Below are 17,237 nucleotides of genomic sequence, written 5' to 3'. Positions count from 1 at the left end.
CGGTTTATCTGTTATTAACATTCCGTATGTATGCTGAAGTCAGGTAGTCTTCCCGCGTTGTGGCCACGGCAAAGGAGAGAAAAAGTTATATGCTAAACCGTTATTCGGATATTTGCAATATGCTATTGAAGGATGTTGACCAAGGACTTTATCAGGAGGGAGAACGGTTGCCGACTGAGAAGGAGCTGTGTTTGCGCTTCGGAGTAAGCCGGGAAACGATCCGCAAGGCGCTTAGGCATCTCATTGAGTCAGCCGTATATACGGTATTCAAGGGTCGGGGTACTATGTGCGGCGTCAAGGGTTGCATATGAAAAGCACCATTAACCGATTTTCCAGTATTACGGAGCTCATAAGGAATGCTAATTTGACCGAAGGCGATTTAGAGATTCAAATTTTTAAAAGGAAGCCGAATGATCAAGAGTTTCAGCTGCTCGATCTAAAGGATCAGGACCAGGTATTTGTGATCGACCGGATTCGGACGGCTAACCGCGAGCCGGTTGTCTATTCCAAAAATATTATTCCGCAAAGCGAGCTGGAAGTGCTTCCTACCGGAATTAACAAAAGCACGGGGCTATCGGCGATGATCCGGTTATCGGGAGAGGAAACCGACAGCTTCACCGTAGTCGGGGACAATTTGAACGATCTGGAAATGATCGGTTCCGTTCACAACGGATTTGCAGTAGCCAATGCCAACCCGACCGTAAAAGCCGCCGCCGCGTTTGTACTTGCCCGCAGCAATGATGAATCTGCGCTGCTTGAGGTGATTGACTTCGCTGAAGCAACCTGGCCCCTTTGAGTCTGGCGTCGGCGAGTTCCTCAGGGATAACTAATGATAAAAGGAGATGTACTGCTATGATAAACGAAAATCAAAGCGTTGCTGTACCCGTTGCTGCGTTTAGCTGCCGCCGGGAACCATCTTTCCCGATTCGGCCCCAAGATACCCTAATATTTGGATATTGATTCACGAATCGCTAGCTTCAACCTACCGGGGTGCAATTAGTGTTGCTATGAAGCTGCTGGAAATATGTACAATGATTTCGGGTATTCGCATACCGCCGAGGGCTGCGACGCCTTCGCCCGGCGGCGGGGACTGCAGCCGGTCCGGCTTGGTCCTGACGGCAGCAGCAGCAGAAGCCACGACCATTGTGTCCACCTCCGCTTTTATTACGCTCCGCTTCGTTCACTAAATCCGGTTGTGACAGAGAAGGGCCGCTATTATCAAGTAGCCGCCAGCGTCCATTACGAGGTTGACCGCCCGAAGCACCTGCATCCTTATGTGGATGAATGTCCGTACTGCGGTTGCAACGGGGAGTATGAGGCGTACATGGGAAGCGGCATTAGAGACAAAAACGAAAAGGTCCACGATCCGCTCGGAGTAGAGCTGGTTTTGTACGGCACGATCCGGGGAGAAGAAATCGTCGCTTTTTTTTGACGGACTGAACAGCCTGGCCGGGACGTATGACGTGCAAATCAGTGAGATTGTGCCGGATGCAGACCGGAGCGACATTACGACATCAAAAGTCGGCGTTATTTTTATTGGAGCTGCCGACGAAAAGAACTCCTGATTGAAGCGACAGCTTGGTGAAAATGCGAGAAGTACACCTCAATTGAAGCTTTTCATTGCGGACGACCCAAAGCGAGCGACACTAATGCGACCCAATTATGCAGGCAATTTAGATTGGCACGAAGCTTTGGCTTTGGAGATACATTAATTAAACATGGTATGGATCAGTATAAGAAAACAAGCCGCCTGGATTTCAGTTAAAGGCAGCTTGTTTCTCTTTATCTGAGGGATTCATTTTATTATAGTCTTTTAATAATGTATATCTATTCAACAGTAATTTTGCGGATTTCGGCTAATGTCGCTTCACCCAAGGTCACGTCCCCCGCTGGCAGGACGCCCAGGATATAAACCGTGGCGTGAGCAAGCGCTAATTCTGACATTATACAATTAAGAAATGAAATTAAAAAAATTACGCGAAATAACTATTTCGCGTAATTTCAATTTTAAGCGATTTTTTTCGTGCATATCGTATCGTTAGGCATATATAATTGATAGTAAATCGACATCGAATTGGTAGATCACGCCAATGAAAAAGGTGAGTATTAATGGATCAAATCGATAAAAGTTATTTCGATGATGAATTGTTGGATTTCTTCGATATCTGGATGAAGGATCACGGACTAACTGAGCAAACACAAAAAGCATATCTTGGGGATATACGTCAATTCTTAAAGTCCGCTTCTGCTAAGCAAATAACCGAGATTGAATCCATTGATATTATGCGGTTTCTTTCAACCAAGCGCCAAAGGGGAGCGGGTGACTCAACAAGGAACCGGTGCTTAGCTTCTATTCGTTCATTTTTTAATGCTTTGGTCGAGCACAAGTATGTTACAAATAATCCTGCTTTAAATATTAAGAAATCAAAGATCGATAAACAGCAAATTCCTTCGTACCTTGAAGGTGATTACTTAGCACTCTTCATTGAATCCATTCAAGGGAAATATCAGATACGAAATGTATCTATGTTTTTATTAATGAGCTATGCAGGTTTACGTGTGAGCGAGCTTAGTAAATTGAACATCTCAGATTATAATAAATCTAACGCTATATTACGGGTAAATGGTAAAGGACGTAAGTGGAGAATAATCCCGCTCCCGGATCAGTTAGTTTATATACTCAATTTGGCTTTAGATGCAAGAATTCAACCAAAGAAGAAAAGCGAGCAAGCGTTTTTCATTTCACAATTTGGACGTAGGATAACGGTCCGAACGATACAAAAAATTGCTGAATCTAATTTTTCAGAGTTCAAAAAGAAGCATTCAGAGTTGCTGGGAAAAGCACTGAGTAGTCATAAGCTCAGACATACGTTTGCTACGCAGCAGGTCATTGCAGGGACGGATATACGAACCTTACAAGAGCTTCTTGGGCATTCGAGCATACAAACAACTCAAATTTATACACATGTCGGGGATAAACAAAAGCAGGAGGCTATGAATCGAGTAATACCCATATTACCCAAGTTTCAAAGTGTTTCAAAGTGAGGCTTTACATTCAAATAAGGAACATTCTACAGGGAATGGAAAAACATATTTGCATTAAAGTATCACAATTGTAAATCGTGATGGCAATATAAAGTGAGATAAATACGGGGTGACTTGAACTACCCCGTGGAGATACGTATGCCGCGGACAAAAGGCTACTATATTTTATATGCTATCAATATTCCGTTAACGAAAACATTATTTTGTGCAGAATAACTCATGATTACTATCAAATTTATAGTTTTTACCATGGAATTTAGGCCAAGGAAAGAGTTTTCTAATGTTACCTGAAATCGATTTTGTGTAGCTTAGGAGTGCCCGTGCTCCTCGATAGAGGGTATGAGAGACATTTGTTGATCCCAAATTCAATGACTCTATAATTCCTTCGCTTATGTAGAAACTGCTTACATCTTTGCCCTTGTAGTGAAGGATGTAGAATACTATGTAGTTGACAGGATTAGACTGAGAAGCTTTACGATTTTATCTGCTTTACGTCATGAGCAGCGTTCCATAATGGATTCACAGCATCGAACTCAACCTGTAATATTGAGATTATCCTAAGAAATAGCATTACATAATAAGCCTTATATTGATCTGTGGTATGGGAATTACAGGATTGTGATACCTCTCGTTATTCTAAATAAAGAAATGCATAGGAGTACTAGAAATATATGAGCAGGAACGTTGAAACGAAAACTTATAGTCTATTGGAAATAAATCGAAAACTAGTAGATCTTACTAAAAAAAATATGGGAGACGAACTAGGTAAGCTTCAGATCGAATTGGAAGCGGTAGTCGTGAAAGTTCATGATAGGGCGTACAAGGGATTAAAGTATGTACACTGTGAAGAAAATGGTGTAAGGCTCCAACTAATTGTCGATGAAGAATTAGCAAGAAACATTAAAAAATACTCCGTATATAGATTTACTGGATATTTTCAAATCGGATCCAAACTGCAGAATATAGTTAATTTTAGAGTGAAATCTGCTGAATTAACAGAATCCAGGGAACATCGCTTTAATGTGCTAAAAACAAAATATTACCGTGAGAAAAACAGTCTGTTACATCTAACAAGTGCGTTTAATTATAAAATTGCGATTGTAACCTCCAAAACTAGTGAAGGATTATCAGATGTTAAAGGTTTATTAGAAAAAGCTGAAAGAATAACCATCGATGTTATTGATGTAAATTTAATAGATCCTGAAAGTATAGCTGGTGGAATAAATTCTGCGATAGCAAAAAATTACGATATTATTTTATTGATTAGGGGTGGTGGGGACAATTTTGAACCATTTAATAGTGAAGTGGTTTGTCAGTCAATTTACCGAAGTAAAATACCAGTAATAACAGGAATCGGTCATGAAAATGATAAAACCATAGCTGACGAAATTGCAGACGTTGCATCTTCAACACCTACAGATGCAGCTAATAAACTACTTACCGTTATCGGTCAAGCAAATGATATAAGCAGTATGTCGTTAAAGAAAATTTTACTAAATGAAAGAGGATCTACAACAATTGGTGCCATGCTAATAATGTTTTTGATCATGGCAATTCTAATAATCATCTTATTTTACTTTCATTTAATAGACATTCCCAAAAGGCATGATCAGTAAATATAGGTACCGAAAGAAATGGTATGTTTACAGTAAAGTATTTACAGTTTCAACCATAAAGGTATATTTTCGATAGAACATCGATGCCCCTCCAAACAGAGAGCTGATGTGTAGGCAAATCCGCGCATCGTAAGGTTGGTATGTAATGGGTAGTGAAATTTATATTAACGAATTCAGGCTGCCAAGAAAAGCCTCTAGCCAGGGAGAAGGTGCCCGTACCGCAAATCGACACAGTTAGGCGAGCAGAGCATGCTAAGGCGCACGGAATAACTCTCGTTAAGGAACTTGGCAAAATGACCCCGAAATTTCTGGAGAAGGCGTACGCGTAAATGGCATGGACATTTAGGGGGGATGGGATTTGTTATTTTGAGGGAAAGTACCGGAGAATAAATTACTGGATAAAAGTAAACTGCACAGGCACCCCACGGGGCGGTCGGTGCTAAGGGAAGGCTAACGCACGGTACTTGCTTTATTCCATATTCACCCAAATCTACGGGAATCCGTTATTTCGTATTATTAGTGAATGATGATCAAGAAGGAGGAATCGAATATGGGATTAGAAATATTATTCGGGAGTTCGAGACGAGAACTGTCACTATCACAGGTGGTCGATAAAATCATTTTCTATAACGAGAAAATTCAAGGTTTCTGGTCCAACGCTCATGGGTGGGCACCAACACTCGCATCAGATGCTTTAAATAAGGCTCGCTTGGACCGTCAGGTTTCTCTATCACATACTCTCAAAAGATGGATCGATATTCCAGACGAAAACGACCCGGAGTACGAGGGAATGCTCATTTTGGCATGGGCAAATCTCGGAGCACTTACTGAAAATACACTCAAATTCTTCTTGACAGTCTATTTGGAATCATACATTACAGACCAAGACGCCATCACCATAAAAAATCAAATCCAAGCGCCAGGTGACGCAAGCTTCGACCGACTCCGAGATTTTTTTAAAAAGAAAATCTGGGATGACAAAAACAAGGCTGAGCGTGACAAAATGATTCTTACTATTCAACAGCGGCGGAATGGAATACACGCATTTAATGATAGGGACATTGCTGCCTTCAAAGAATTTCACGAAGCCGTGTTTTACTACTTGGAGGTTTTGGAAGAACTCAACACCAGAGTGCCGTATCCAGACTGAGCTCGACTTACGGAATAAAACCTTCAGCTAAGCGATGACTTTATGCAACTTAATTTGCGAGTTCGCTTCTTTCATAAAAGGAGAAAAAAACTAAATTCCGAGGTCAACCGATTTTTATACGTGGGATTCCAATAGAAACATAACTATATAAAAAAATGCTCTCCCAGGTGAGGGCTGACACTTAGCGTGAGACAAGTCAAAACACCTTCAGAAAATGACTCCATGTCGTAAGATGTGGAGATAACCTTGGAGGTGTTTTTTCATTGGCAACAAGAGTCAGCTACCCGGTAGAGGTAAAGAGAGAAGCTATTGAAATGAGATTGACAGGTATTTCGGAAAAGGAAGTCATGGAACAACTTCACATTCGGAATTAGACGCAAGCGGATACGTGGATACGGTGGTATCGGGCAAGTGAAACCCATCGGATCGATCGGCCTGTCGGTAAACAATTAGAGCCACGGTAAGGGCCCTGCGTATGCTTCTGAACTCGAGAAATTAAAAGCCGAGATCCGTTTACTAAATCAAAAATTGAATGTGCTAAAAAAGTACAAGGAACTGGAAAGAGGTGTCTCCGGAATCGTCATCCCTTGGATCGAGTCCATTCGAGGGAAGAAAGTATCTCCCAAGCATGTACATGGTTAGGAGACCATCGTGCTACATACTACCGTTGGTGAGTGACCTATGTGGTCACAAAGGAAGACGCAACGGTAGAAAGGATTCGACAGCTCTGTACATTCGAAAGTTTTGATAATGATTTACAATGGGCAAGATACATTCATTCGGCGAGGTCATCATTCATTTGGGATTTTGTGTTAGAATAAACGTAAGCCTAGTGGTGCATAAATGCTTTCATGCAGTTACCTACGTGAATTAGTAAAACACATAAGAAATTGAAATAAAAGGAGCACAATTTTTGACATAGAAACGGGTGGTCGTATGTATAGGTTTCGTAGTGTTAAAAATTTGATAGGAGAGTATCAAGAACTGGAAAAACAACAAATTTATTTCGCTTCTCTCGATGAATTAAACGACCCAATGGAAGGAACACGCCGCTACTTTTGGCAGGGTGATAGGATTGTATGGGAAAACCTATTGAAACATTACCTCTTATGTTTAGAGCATGTAATTTTTCAAACAAGGTTATTGCCTGATAACAAAACCATAACAAAAAAAGATATTCCAATTTATAAAAGTGAAAAGGATTTGCCTACGGATCGATATAAAGATCGTATTCAAAGAATTAAAGATCATTTTTTTTCTGACAGATTCGTACAATCATATTTACAATTTATTATTTGTAACCCTAACAAGATTTATCTTGAAGAAATGTATGTCCATTTGAAGATTTTGTCTGGGAATGCTCTCAAAGCTATTATTGAAATAGATGCTCAGAGTGGTTTAATTCCATATATTGAAAATACACAAACAAAAGAGTTAGAAAACACAATTGGTGTGGATTTTCCTAGTGTTGGGGATGAGTTGTATGAAAACCAATATGGCGAACTTATTGAATTTCTATTTGGCGTATTAAAGAGTTGGGATAATGAATTACTCCAAATGTATATAGACAATCCTAAGTTACAAAGCGTCAGTATAGAATTTCCGCAAATGTATTTAGATTCAGTTGTAGAATTAACTTACCCCAAAGCATATGTTGCTTGTTTTATGGATAATTGTTCAAACTCATCTATATGGGGTACATATGGAAATAACCATACAGGTGTTTGTTTGAAATTCAAAACAGTGAATAGCGAGTCAAATCCGTTATTGCCATTAAAAACAATAGTTGGCTACAGTTCTAGAGGGAATATGAATGATTATCGAGATTTTCCTTTGCAACCAATAGAGTATACTTCGGATTTTAATGAGTTGGATTTTTTTAGAAATATAGGTAGAATACCGATGCAACAATTGGAAGAACAATGGTACACAGGCGAGAATGGGGAACTAAGTATTTGTGGTGAGCATATATTTTCGAATGTGGAAGAGTGGAGGAACCAACATTGGAGCGCTTATCAACGCGCCTATCTAAAAAAAATACCAGATTGGAGACATGAAAGAGAGTATCGCATTATCTTAAGCAGTAGTATTGGTCTATTTGATAAACCTGGGGATAGGTTATTAGAATATAAATTTAATAATTTAGAGGCAATAATTTTTGGAATGAAAACACCAAAAGAGGCAAAAGCAGAAATTATTCAAATAGTGAAAAGAAAATGTGAGGAAATTGGAAGAAAAGAATTTGAATTTTATGAAATGGAGTATTCAATCAGGAAAAAAGAGTTGTACCCACGAAAGATCGTATCATTAAAAACATCATTCGAAGGTGAAAAGTAAGCGATGGTTATGTGATGAGAGGCAGTCGTATTGACTGTCGCTTTGTATCTTGCAGGATTGTCGAATCTGGTCAATCTATGGTAGAATTTTACTAGAAGTTTATATAATTAGGAGAATTGAACCCTGTAGGTGTCCTAATGAATATTGTAAAATTGAATGAACTGGATTTCCCTACAGATATAATCGATAAAGAATTGTCCAAATTGTAAGAAACTTACTCATCAAGTACTCTTTCATCCCTACGCACATCAAGTGTTTCTTGCGATACATTATCGAATTTTCTTATAGATGCTGGAAAGGGACGGATAAACCGTCCCTTTATTGTTGATTGGTGTTAAATAAATTAAAGGAAGGATGTGTATTAAAACAATTGGGAATGTTTGTGTCGGTCCTCTTCATTTGCTCTAAATCTAAGCTTTACGAAATCTTAGAGTTGGACTGAAATTAATCATTGTCTTAGACAGTTTTTTAAATTCATTTTTTGCAAAAAATACCCAAGCATGAGCAATTTACAAAGTATACATAAAAAATACTATGTAAACTAAATCTGAGTATAGGGCTTTTTCAATAATAAATAAATTATACAAAACAATGCATGGAGTAGAATATGCAGACAAAAAAGGAACTAATTGATCAATGGCTTTCTTTGCATCAGCAAATCATTATCCCGTTTCCACCTTTTGGTTCAATGATTGAAAATAAGTTAATCTTGCAAGAAAAGGAGAAACTACTTGAACATCAAAGTTACTCGGACTCTATTTACGTTCTATTAATGAAAAAAGATCATGATTCTATCCCAAATTACATAGGACGAAGTAACTCTCCAAGTAGCCGGTGGAAATCACATCTAGATGGTTTAAGGAAAGGGAAAAGACTAAAAGATGGCAAGAGATGTTAATGATAACAATGGTTGTTTGAAACAGGACCTAGAATTGATAGTTATTTTAGATACTCAAATTACTATCCCTCCAATACCGAATTTTCCTTGCACGATTGGTTCTGTAGAATACCAATTGGTCAGTTTAGCTTCTGATGCATATCCTGAATTTTTACTAAATCATGAGGGGAACCGCAGATGATTTCATTTAATTCATGGTTAATTTCCAATCAGGGTTATTCTATTACCCCTTTATTTGAAACTTATGATGAGCTGAGTGTTGAGACTAAAATAAATGTCGTGAAGGATAGAGAGCGGCGATTATTAAAACGGTCAAAATTAATGGAAACCGCAATAATTGAGACGATTGAGTCCAATTTAAAGGACAATCGATGGGAAGGTATCATCTATGTAATGGGAAAAGATGTAGCGAATTCCTTTATTCCCTTATACATAGGGAAGGCAGAAAAAATGGGCGTCAAGAATGAATTAAGCGCCAATATCCGTAATATCCGTAGAAATCAACATACGTTCGCTAGATGGGGGGACGGGGTTGCTTATCATATAGGTGATTTGAGTCAAGCTCTATTTGAGTTTGAGGGGTATCAAAAACCTCAGAAAAAATATAAGCGTTGGACAGAAGCACTTTTTAAATCATTTGACCCACCAATCTTAAAGGAACCCATTTCTTTCTAAGTAGCCTCTTGGCATGAGGGGCAGGTAGGGTTATCCGGATTACCTTGCTCGCTGCCAGCAGTTGAAAAAGAAATGATAGCTATTGCTTCAGCTGGCAAGATTGTACTTATTAGTTGTACTAAGGTGAAACAACCTTGTTGGTGAATGTGTAATACAAAAGAATTTTCATTACCTCTGGGACCTCGAGTTCCAGGGGTTTAGTTCTTTTTGACTAGGAGATTGCCCACCTTTTTCCATGATGTGGTATAATCGATATTAGGTAATTGGTTACTCATACAAGGTACCGAGGTAATCATGAAGTTTGTGAATAAGATTGAGCAGACAACTCTACGCCGATTAACCGCATCGCGGCCAGCCCATTCGGGCTTTAAGTTGGTGAGGGTTGAAAGCTATGCAAACATAAAAAGAAGACGGAGACGATTTTCTATGAACACGTATAGGAATTTAGATGGTTTTTTAGAACAAATAGAAGAAGGAATACTATACCATTACACAAGTGCAACTGGTTTAATGGGAATAATAGGAAATGAGTGTTTATGGGTTTCTAAGAGTAATTTCTTAAATGATATATCCGAGATAGATTATATAAATAAACTTATAATAGAAATTGGAAAAGAAATGAGTCTACTTAGTAACATATTGGATATGATAATGAAAGAAAAATCATATATAGAGTACGGTTCTAATGGTGACGTGAACGAGCAAAACTATTATATTTTTTCGTTAACCACTAATGGTGATTCACTGACGTTATGGTCAAGTTACTCAAATTTTTATGGATATAACATAGGTTTCGAAGGAACTTTTCTGAAAGAAGTATTTGATAATGTGCCACTGAGTATACATGGGAAGGTCATTTACAACAGAGATAGGCAAAGGGAATTAATAAAGAATGAAATGGAAAAATATCGCGCTGAAATCGATAAATATACCAATAATCAGAGTGATGAAAATCTTAAAGAGTTAAAGGCAGGCCTAAATTTGTTAGTTGTCTCTTTGGCTCTCTTTGGTATCTTTTTCAAAGACCCTTGTTTCTCCCACGAAGAAGAATATAGGGTAGTGTTTTTTCAGCACGATATAACTCATGAAAAGGCAAGATATAATCAAAAAGTTCTTTTCAGGGAGAGGAACGGGACGATTACACCATATATAGAAGTCAGGCCATTGACACATAATAATAAATTACCAATAAAAAACATCACTGTTGGTCCTAAAAACAATATAGATATAGCCCAAAATGGGTTAGAGTTCTTTTTAGCCAAGAAAGGATACATTGGAATACCCGTCATTCGCTCGAGCATACCTTTAAGGTTTTAAACATCTATAACACCGCATTCCGCTGCGTCTCCTGTAGGAGCCACGGTCTGCCCAAGGAGATTCGAGGAAGCGCAGCAATCTGGAAAGCTACCCTGCAAGGCTAAAGTGGCAGAGCCACCTAGCCTGGCAAGAGAAATTATTTAGATAGAAAATATGGGAGTGAGAGATATTAATCTTACTGACTCTAACTTGATCTATATAGTGGTTTGTTCGTACAAGGATGATTTTTTTATTAAGATCGGTCGAACAAAAAACTTATATCAACGAATAAAAAATATACAAACGGGAAGTCCCCACCAAATAACTAATATTTTTGTGGTTTTTTCTGAGTTTGGAGAAGAAATATATGGACTTGAAAGTGTCTTTCATAAACTAATAGATCAATACAAAATGAAAGGCGAATGGTATTTGGGATCAGAAGATTTTTTTATGTTATTTGATTCGATACTAATACGAGTAAATTCCGGTAGTTTAGGGGAACTAGTTTTTGAGAATGAGGATAACTTTTCATATGATGAAGTTGAAATACTATTCCACACTCATAACTATAGTTTCTCCGAGATTGAAATGCCTATTGAATCTAACGACTTATTGTTAAGTACACAACTATTAAAGCCAAACGACATCTGTAGAAGAATACAAGAACAAAAGGGAATAAGTAAGCTAAACTGACTTCGCTACATAATATTCACGCATCGGGGGCGGTTTAGCTGGTCTAAGATTGGGGTGTATATTTGTGTATAACATTAATGGAACAAAAGCTGAAAAGGTTGAAGCAGTAACGTTTTCAGAGTTTGGTTTATTGGAAAATGATATTGAAGAAATTTTACGAACTAGTATTGATATGCTGTGTGACGAAGAAGAATCGATGCTTATTGTGGGGCGGCAGGTTAAAAATGAGAAAAATGGAAGAAGTGACTTAACTGCTGTCGACAATAGTGGAAACATTGTCTTAATTGAAATCAAGCGAGGTCGTAAGGATATTGAAGGTAGGAAAGAGGCATTTGAGTTTCAAGCCATTCGATACGCCGCTAGTTATGCCACCTTAAAAACCACGGATGATCTTGTTAAGAAAGTGTACGCTCCATATATCGAAAAATATCGCAATGAACTAGAGATTGGAGAACTAACGTCTTATGAAATAGGAATCAGGAAGCTTAATGAATTCTTACAGACTACCGGCTCCGAAAACAGTTTTAATAATAAACAAAGAATAATACTTGTGGCATCGGACTTCGATGAGCAGACCCTATCTGCAGTAGCGTGGCTAAACAGTAATAATGTGGATATAAGTTGTTTTAGGTTAACACCGTATGCGATTAACGAAAACATTTATATTAATGCTGAAAAACTGCTTCCTTTGGCCAATTATGATGATTATTATGTAAATTTCCTAGATAAATCTTTATCAAATACAGTGAAGGCAAATAAAGAATTTTCTAGACGATCTTTGCCTAAGATTGATTCACTGCTAACTTGGGGAGTGGTAAAAGAGGGGGACGTTATTGTAGCAAAAGGCAAAGACGATGAAGCGATACTCCAGTCCAATGGAAATGTATTGGTAAATGGGGATGAGCAATCCATGCAAACTTGGTTAAAACAACTTTTTGGATGGTCAAGTATACAGACCTATGTCTTTGCAATACATAAAGAAAGTGGAAAGTCGCTCTCTCAAATTCGTAATGAGTATATGTTGCAACAAGAAATAATTTAAGTGAAAATTTCTTTACTGGAAATGACTTTATGCATGATCATGCACAAAGTACGGGATTCAGACTAATGAAAGTTATGAACCCGCGGCGACACATTGTGCTGATATATGGAGTACGGAGTGAGGTGCAAAAAGCATAATCGTTAATAGTGCAGCTTACAGTAATCAACTGTTCTCCAAGTATCAATTGAGTACCAATTGAAGGACAACCTATTCAGAGATCTTTTGAATGCCAGATGGATGATGCTAGATGTAATCGTTCTTCAATTAGCCTAACGAATCAGACTGCATGTAGAAAATATGTATATTCTTGATCAATCACCGGATATTGTTGAAATTGCTCAGCAGAATAAGGTACTAGTATTGTTGGCTCTTACGATCAGAAGACATTTGATCGATGACTTTGTGAAAGGCGTGAAGTCTGGGGATTCTAAAGTCTCTACAAACTTTCTGTGTGGTTTCCGAAAGCAGAAGCGTATTTATTCTCATTATAATTATTAAATTAAGCGATAGGTGTTTACATATGGTAAAATACATAATTAATCCTTTATTTATTGCATATACATATCTCTCGTTAATTACCCTGACCGCGAAGAATAGGAATGAAATGATATTTGTAATTTACCTTTTTACTCTAAACTTCGTTATTCGTAATTTTGCATTAGATTTATATAAACGCAAATTGTATATAGCAATTACGTTATTTTTAGTGGGAAGTCCGCTTTACCTTAAATGGCTCCTATTGGCAAATACCACCCTTTTTTTGTGTTTGAGTTTAGTATTATTTTTTATTTTTTTTATAAGACTTGGAAATGCTTTAGAAAACAAAATACTATTAAAATCAAAGCAGATGTTCGTTCAACTTTATCTTCTACTTGGCAAAATAATTTTATGGGGGATTGGTGCTGTAATAAGCGAATACCTTATTATTTTTGTGATTACACAACTTATCTCAAGTATTGTTCCTAAAGGTGATTTAACTGAGGTAATAAAAAGGGGAGATGTAATAAATCTCTTCATTATTATAACCATATCATTATTAGCAACGTATTTTATCTTTAGGTTCCTTTCCATCGTACATAAAAGCATACAAAACATTGATAAAGAAACACATAGAATACAAGCGATTATAATGGGAGCAACAATTTTCATTTTAGTTATTTTACCTGACTTCGTCTTTTCTTTCATCTATCTAGCTTTTGCTTTTACTACTGAGCAACAAAGTGAATTAGGACAATTTATGGGCGTCGTGAGAACATTCTATTTCACGTTTTCATTACATTATTCATTACCAATCTCAGATGAAACATTTTCGAGTGTGATTTTGGAAAAAATAGTAAACAATCATGAGCTAAAGTATATTCAATTTGGCCATATTATTATTTCAAAAATATTTGATTTGATTGCAATAGCAATTGTTGCTGACTACATCAAGAATCGTTTTTTTGTCGAAAAGGTAAAAGTATAATTGCCAAACACGCAGCTTCAGGAGCATAAAGAGGGGATTAGTTGGTAGTTGGAGCCTCACACTCACAATACTATTGGGAAATCTGTGAAATAAGACTTGAAAATTGTCAGAATTAGTTGATGACAAAATATAAATAAGTACCATAATTGTAAATTGTAGAAGCTTGGACTTTGCTTACTTTAGGGGTAATCGGGTTAATTCTGGTTGCCCCTTTTTTGTATGCACAGAATTAGTGGTCATCTTATAAGCAATTGAAGGTTCATAAACGGGTAATACCCGGTTGCTGTCAGACTTAACAAACAAGGATCGAATAAACAATTGCATATTACTTTAAGATTGTAATCAGTCTGAGCCATGAAAATGTTCTAGTAACAATTACTCGAAAGTACTATATCAGCAAAGGGATGGGAATAATAGGGTTATTAAATAAAACAGTGCAAATTTCGTAAACAAGGAGCGGTTGCTTTGGTTAGGGTTACACTAAATGTAAAAGAAGTATCTGAGATGCTGGGAATCTCAACTGCCAAAATCTACGAAATGGTAAGAATGCATCAGATCCCCAATATACGGGTAGGAAGCAGGATTATTTTTCACGAAGATGTACTTCGGGATTGGATGGGTGCTTCAAATATTGCTCCGCGGGGTCCGCTATTTACACCTTTACCTACGAAAGTAAAACAAGAATCTGGTGGACAAGGAGCAAGTACTTATACTTTACAACTTACTGCTGAAACGATTCGCTTTATTCAAACAGTACTAGAGATCCAGGAAGCAGATCTCAAAAAGCATTTAGATGAAGTGTTTGATGTAAGTGCAATAAAAAGCCCGTATTATCAAGAAAGGCCAGAGGATTTGGAGAGGCGCAAAATGTATGCACAAAGAAGGTACCATGCTTTTATTGTCGCTCTCGACGAACTTAACCAGGCATATAATCAAGCTCAAGCACAGTAACAAAGGTTATCGAGGATGCACAGGTATGTCATGGCAACGTTATTGATCACTCTAACAATTTATTTTTCATATTATTCTGCATGAAAGTAAAGTGCCGCTATTAATTGACTTTTAGGAAACGTTCTTATATTATGGGGAGCAGAACTTTACACGGAAGTACGGAGAATGAAGATGCAGAGAAAAAAAGAACGTAAAACAAACAGTTCTATACAACCCCCAATGTCAGAAAACCAAAGATCCAAGCGGAACCCACTTGTTGTGAAAGAGCGCTCAAGCCGCCGAGGTGTGCAGAGAAATGCTGAGGGTTCTAAAGACTGGCTTACATCGTTGCCTGTTGTGGTGGGTCATGAATACGAAGTGGAGATCGTTGGAATCGGACACACTGGAGAAGGGGTTGGTCGCTTTAATGACTATACCTTGTTTGTTTCTGGAGTCTTGCCCGGAGAACTTGCCCTTGTTCGGGTTGAGCACGTAAAGAAACAGTATGGTTACGCTAAGTTAGTTCGGTTAATTCGAAGTAGTACTGATCGTGTCGCTGCCCCATGTTCCATTTACGAACAATGTGGGGGGTGCCAACTACAACATCTCAGTTATGACGCGCAATTAAAAGTTAAAAGGCAAATCGTCGTTGATAACTTAGAACGTATCGCAAAGTTGCACGTCTCTAAGGAGAATGATCCAGCTGTAGGTCTGGTTGTCCATGATACTTTAGGTATGGATGAGCCTTGGCGTTATCGGAATAAAGTTCAGGTTCCAATTGGTGAAGTCGAAGGGGGCCTTGTTGGCGGTTTCTACGCGCAAGGTACGCATCGGATTATCAATATGGAATCCTGCCTGATTCAACATGATGAAGGTGACCGAATTGTCGAAACCATTAAACAGATCGGCGGACAGCTTGGGATAAGTGCCTATAACGAGGCTAACGGTACAGGATTACTTCGTCACGTCGTCGTGAAGGTTGGTTTCCAAACTAAAGAGATTATGATCGTGTTGGTGACTAACGGTGCAGAACTCCCTCATGAAGAAGAGTGGGTAAATCGGATTCGGGAGGCTATCCCAGAAGTAGCTAGCATCTGTCAAAACATAAATGTACAAAAAACGAACGTGATATTTGGCGATAGGACAATCGTCCTTTGGGGTCGCGAAGTGATCTATGATTATATTGGAGACCTTCGTTTTGCCATTTCTCCACGAAGTTTTTTTCAGGTGAACCCTGTTCAAACTGAGGTTTTATACGAAAAAACGCTAGAATATGCCGCCTTGACTGGCCAAGAAACGGTCATCGATGCCTATTGCGGGATTGGAACCATTTCATTGTTTCTTGCCAAAAAATCGAAGCGGGTTTACGGAGTAGAAATTGTACCAGAAGCGATTGAAGACGCTCAAATCAATGCTGACTTAAACGGTATTGTAAATGTAGAATTTGCTGTAGGACGAGCAGAAGAGGTACTCCCACAGTGGCAACGAAATGGAGTCATTCCTGACGTTGTAGTAGTTGACCCTCCACGCAAGGGATGTGAAGTTTCATTACTGGAGACGTTAATTGAACTTCAGCCAAAGAAGATTGTATATGTCTCATGTAATCCTTCAACACTTGCACGTGATCTTCGTATACTAGAGGATGGAGGGTATCGAACAGCCGAAGTACAGCCGGTCGATATGTTTCCACATACCGTTCATGTGGAGTGCTGTGTGTCGCTCGTGAGGAATTAGCATTTTTGAGAGCAGCATTTACTTGTCTGTGGAAGCCCGGAAGTATTAAGCGCCCGGGCTTTTTGTTTGTGGAGTTATAAGATTGAGAAGAAAGAATTAGAGACCTTGGAGCAGTACATCCCATACTGGCGCAAGGTGTTCAATCAAGCTTCGATTCTGCAGCAGAAAATGATGCTCCGCACGATCATTGGTGGGATCGAGGTTCGAAAAGACGGAATAAAGATTCACTTCAAGCTGTGGATTAATCAGTTCATACGATGGGCGTCGATGTTGGGAATCTGGTGGATGCGGACAAGCTGGTTTAAGCCATATAGGACTAATAAAAACGAGACTCTTGCTACTTGCAGGAGTCCTTT

The 17,237-nt window shown here is 38.4% G+C and carries 14 protein-coding genes; all 14 read left to right on the top strand.

Going from position 1 to position 17,237, the window contains the following annotated elements:
• Positions 1–89: 89 nt before the first annotated feature.
• The 14 genes from ACFQ88_RS23510 (at position 90) to rlmD (ending at position 16,881) form a co-directional block, all read left to right on the top strand.
• The gene (locus ACFQ88_RS23510) at positions 90–311 is read left to right on the top strand and encodes a GntR family transcriptional regulator (protein WP_379457330.1); all 222 of its coding nucleotides are present in this window, start codon (positions 90–92) and stop codon (positions 309–311) included.
• A complete protein-coding gene (locus ACFQ88_RS23505; RefSeq protein ID WP_379457328.1) occupies positions 308–796 on the top strand; it encodes an HAD hydrolase family protein in 489 nt (162 codons plus the stop codon). Before ACFQ88_RS23510 ends, ACFQ88_RS23505 begins: the two co-directional genes overlap by 4 nt.
• A 228-nt stretch (positions 797–1,024) precedes the next feature.
• Positions 1,025–1,432 carry a hypothetical protein gene (locus ACFQ88_RS23500; RefSeq protein ID WP_379457326.1) on the top strand — a complete coding sequence of 136 codons (408 nt, stop codon included), beginning with the start codon at positions 1,025–1,027 and terminating at the stop codon, positions 1,430–1,432.
• A gap of 677 nt (positions 1,433–2,109) precedes the next feature.
• Positions 2,110–3,045: a tyrosine-type recombinase/integrase gene (locus tag ACFQ88_RS23495; protein WP_379457324.1), complete on the top strand. Its 936-nt coding sequence runs from the start codon at positions 2,110–2,112 to the stop codon at positions 3,043–3,045.
• 671 nt (positions 3,046–3,716) lie between these two features.
• Positions 3,717–4,661, top strand: coding sequence for an exodeoxyribonuclease VII large subunit (locus ACFQ88_RS23490; protein ID WP_379457322.1), 945 nt, complete (start codon positions 3,717–3,719; stop codon positions 4,659–4,661).
• A gap of 550 nt (positions 4,662–5,211) precedes the next feature.
• Positions 5,212–5,811 carry a hypothetical protein gene (locus ACFQ88_RS23485; protein WP_379457320.1) on the top strand — a complete coding sequence of 200 codons (600 nt, stop codon included), beginning with the start codon at positions 5,212–5,214 and terminating at the stop codon, positions 5,809–5,811.
• Positions 5,812–6,747: 936 nt separating this feature from the next.
• Positions 6,748–8,148, top strand: coding sequence for a DUF2971 domain-containing protein (locus ACFQ88_RS23480; RefSeq protein ID WP_379457318.1), 1,401 nt, complete (start codon positions 6,748–6,750; stop codon positions 8,146–8,148).
• Positions 8,149–9,223: 1,075 nt separating this feature from the next.
• Positions 9,224–9,721, top strand: coding sequence for a hypothetical protein (locus ACFQ88_RS23475; protein WP_379457316.1), 498 nt, complete (start codon positions 9,224–9,226; stop codon positions 9,719–9,721).
• Positions 9,722–10,147: 426 nt separating this feature from the next.
• Complete coding sequence (locus tag ACFQ88_RS23470) at positions 10,148–11,038, top strand: DUF2971 domain-containing protein (RefSeq protein WP_379457314.1); 891 nt, start codon at positions 10,148–10,150, stop codon at positions 11,036–11,038.
• Between the two features lie 153 nt (positions 11,039–11,191).
• Positions 11,192–11,710 (top strand): GIY-YIG nuclease family protein, encoded by a 519-nt coding sequence (locus tag ACFQ88_RS23465; protein WP_379457312.1) that lies wholly within the window; start codon positions 11,192–11,194, stop codon positions 11,708–11,710.
• A 64-nt stretch (positions 11,711–11,774) separates the two neighbouring features.
• Positions 11,775–12,752 (top strand): hypothetical protein, encoded by a 978-nt coding sequence (locus tag ACFQ88_RS23460; RefSeq protein WP_379457310.1) that lies wholly within the window; start codon positions 11,775–11,777, stop codon positions 12,750–12,752.
• Positions 12,753–13,272: 520 nt separating this feature from the next.
• Positions 13,273–14,217, top strand: a complete 945-nt coding sequence (locus tag ACFQ88_RS23455) for a hypothetical protein (protein ID WP_379457308.1) — start codon at positions 13,273–13,275, stop codon at positions 14,215–14,217.
• Positions 14,218–14,682: 465 nt separating this feature from the next.
• Positions 14,683–15,168 (top strand): helix-turn-helix domain-containing protein, encoded by a 486-nt coding sequence (locus ACFQ88_RS23450; RefSeq protein WP_379457306.1) that lies wholly within the window; start codon positions 14,683–14,685, stop codon positions 15,166–15,168.
• A 171-nt stretch (positions 15,169–15,339) separates the two neighbouring features.
• Positions 15,340–16,881 carry a 23S rRNA (uracil(1939)-C(5))-methyltransferase RlmD gene (gene rlmD, locus ACFQ88_RS23445; protein WP_379457304.1) on the top strand — a complete coding sequence of 514 codons (1,542 nt, stop codon included), beginning with the start codon at positions 15,340–15,342 and terminating at the stop codon, positions 16,879–16,881.
• Positions 16,882–17,237 lie beyond the last annotated feature (356 nt).

Origin of the sequence: Paenibacillus sp. NPDC056579 (genome assembly GCF_042793215.1) — a bacterium.
In the GTDB taxonomy this organism is placed as follows: domain Bacteria; phylum Bacillota; class Bacilli; order Paenibacillales; family NBRC-103111; genus Paenibacillus_S.
Note: the sequence above shows the minus strand (reverse complement) of the source record. Positions and strands in the feature narration are given on the sequence as shown.

What these genes read in the sequence shown, in the direction of transcription:
- ACFQ88_RS23510 (WP_379457330.1), top strand. Translation starts at nt 90, where the DNA reads ATGCTAAACCGTTATTCGGATATTTGCAATATGCTATTGAAGGATGTT.
- ACFQ88_RS23505 (WP_379457328.1), top strand. Translation starts at nt 308, where the DNA reads ATGAAAAGCACCATTAACCGATTTTCCAGTATTACGGAGCTCATAAGG.
- ACFQ88_RS23500 (WP_379457326.1), top strand. Translation starts at nt 1,025, where the DNA reads ATGTACAATGATTTCGGGTATTCGCATACCGCCGAGGGCTGCGACGCC.
- ACFQ88_RS23495 (WP_379457324.1), top strand. Translation starts at nt 2,110, where the DNA reads ATGGATCAAATCGATAAAAGTTATTTCGATGATGAATTGTTGGATTTC.
- ACFQ88_RS23490 (WP_379457322.1), top strand. Translation starts at nt 3,717, where the DNA reads ATGAGCAGGAACGTTGAAACGAAAACTTATAGTCTATTGGAAATAAAT.
- ACFQ88_RS23485 (WP_379457320.1), top strand. Translation starts at nt 5,212, where the DNA reads ATGGGATTAGAAATATTATTCGGGAGTTCGAGACGAGAACTGTCACTA.
- ACFQ88_RS23480 (WP_379457318.1), top strand. Translation starts at nt 6,748, where the DNA reads ATGTATAGGTTTCGTAGTGTTAAAAATTTGATAGGAGAGTATCAAGAA.
- ACFQ88_RS23475 (WP_379457316.1), top strand. Translation starts at nt 9,224, where the DNA reads ATGATTTCATTTAATTCATGGTTAATTTCCAATCAGGGTTATTCTATT.
- ACFQ88_RS23470 (WP_379457314.1), top strand. Translation starts at nt 10,148, where the DNA reads ATGAACACGTATAGGAATTTAGATGGTTTTTTAGAACAAATAGAAGAA.
- ACFQ88_RS23465 (WP_379457312.1), top strand. Translation starts at nt 11,192, where the DNA reads ATGGGAGTGAGAGATATTAATCTTACTGACTCTAACTTGATCTATATA.
- ACFQ88_RS23455 (WP_379457308.1), top strand. Translation starts at nt 13,273, where the DNA reads ATGGTAAAATACATAATTAATCCTTTATTTATTGCATATACATATCTC.
- rlmD (WP_379457304.1), top strand. Translation starts at nt 15,340, where the DNA reads ATGCAGAGAAAAAAAGAACGTAAAACAAACAGTTCTATACAACCCCCA.